Raw genomic sequence first — 621 nt, 5'->3', positions numbered from 1 at the left:
AAAAAAGACGCTCCATGCCGCCGAACAAGAGCGTCCCGATGTTGCGCGCGCACGCACCGAATGGCGTCAGAGCCAGTCTAGTCTGACATCAGGACGGTTGATCTTTCTCGACGAGACGTCGGTCAAGACCGACATGGCTCGGACCCATGGAAGGGCGCCCCTGGGCGAGCGTCTCATTGCCGCCGTGCCGCAGGGACATCGCAAAACGTCGAGCTTCATCGGTTGTCTTAGTGAGGACGGCATGATCGCACCCTACGTACTCGACGGTGCCGTCAACGCAGAGTTGTTCATTGCTTATATAGAGCAAGTCCTCGTTCCTGCTCTCAGACGGCATGACACCGTCATAATGGACAACCTTCCCGTCCATAAGGTTCCTGCCATTCGCAGCGCAATCGAGGCGGTTGGGGCCAAACTCTTGTACTTGCCACCGTATAGCCCCGACCTCAATCCGATCGAGATGGTCTTCGCTAAAATGAAGGCAGAGCTGCGCCGCGAGGCCCACCGCGCCATTGATGCACTATGGCGTGCTCTCGGCCGCATCGCCGACGCAATCACTCCAACCGAATGCGCCAACTACATCCGACACTGCGGGTATTAAAGGTCAGGCTAAAAACGCTCTAA

The 621-nt window shown here is 57.3% G+C and carries 1 protein-coding gene; it reads left to right on the top strand.

Going from position 1 to position 621, the window contains the following annotated elements; translation table 11 throughout:
* A partial coding sequence (locus GSQ76_RS12525) for an IS630 family transposase (RefSeq protein ID WP_158744251.1) occupies window positions 1–598 on the top strand: 598 nt, incomplete at its 5' end.
* Between the last annotated feature and the right edge of the window lie 23 nt (window positions 599–621).

It is taken from the genome of Acidisphaera sp. L21, assembly GCF_009765685.1.
Classification (GTDB): domain Bacteria; phylum Pseudomonadota; class Alphaproteobacteria; order Acetobacterales; family Acetobacteraceae; genus LMUY01.
Note: the sequence above shows the minus strand (reverse complement) of the source record. Positions and strands in the feature narration are given on the sequence as shown.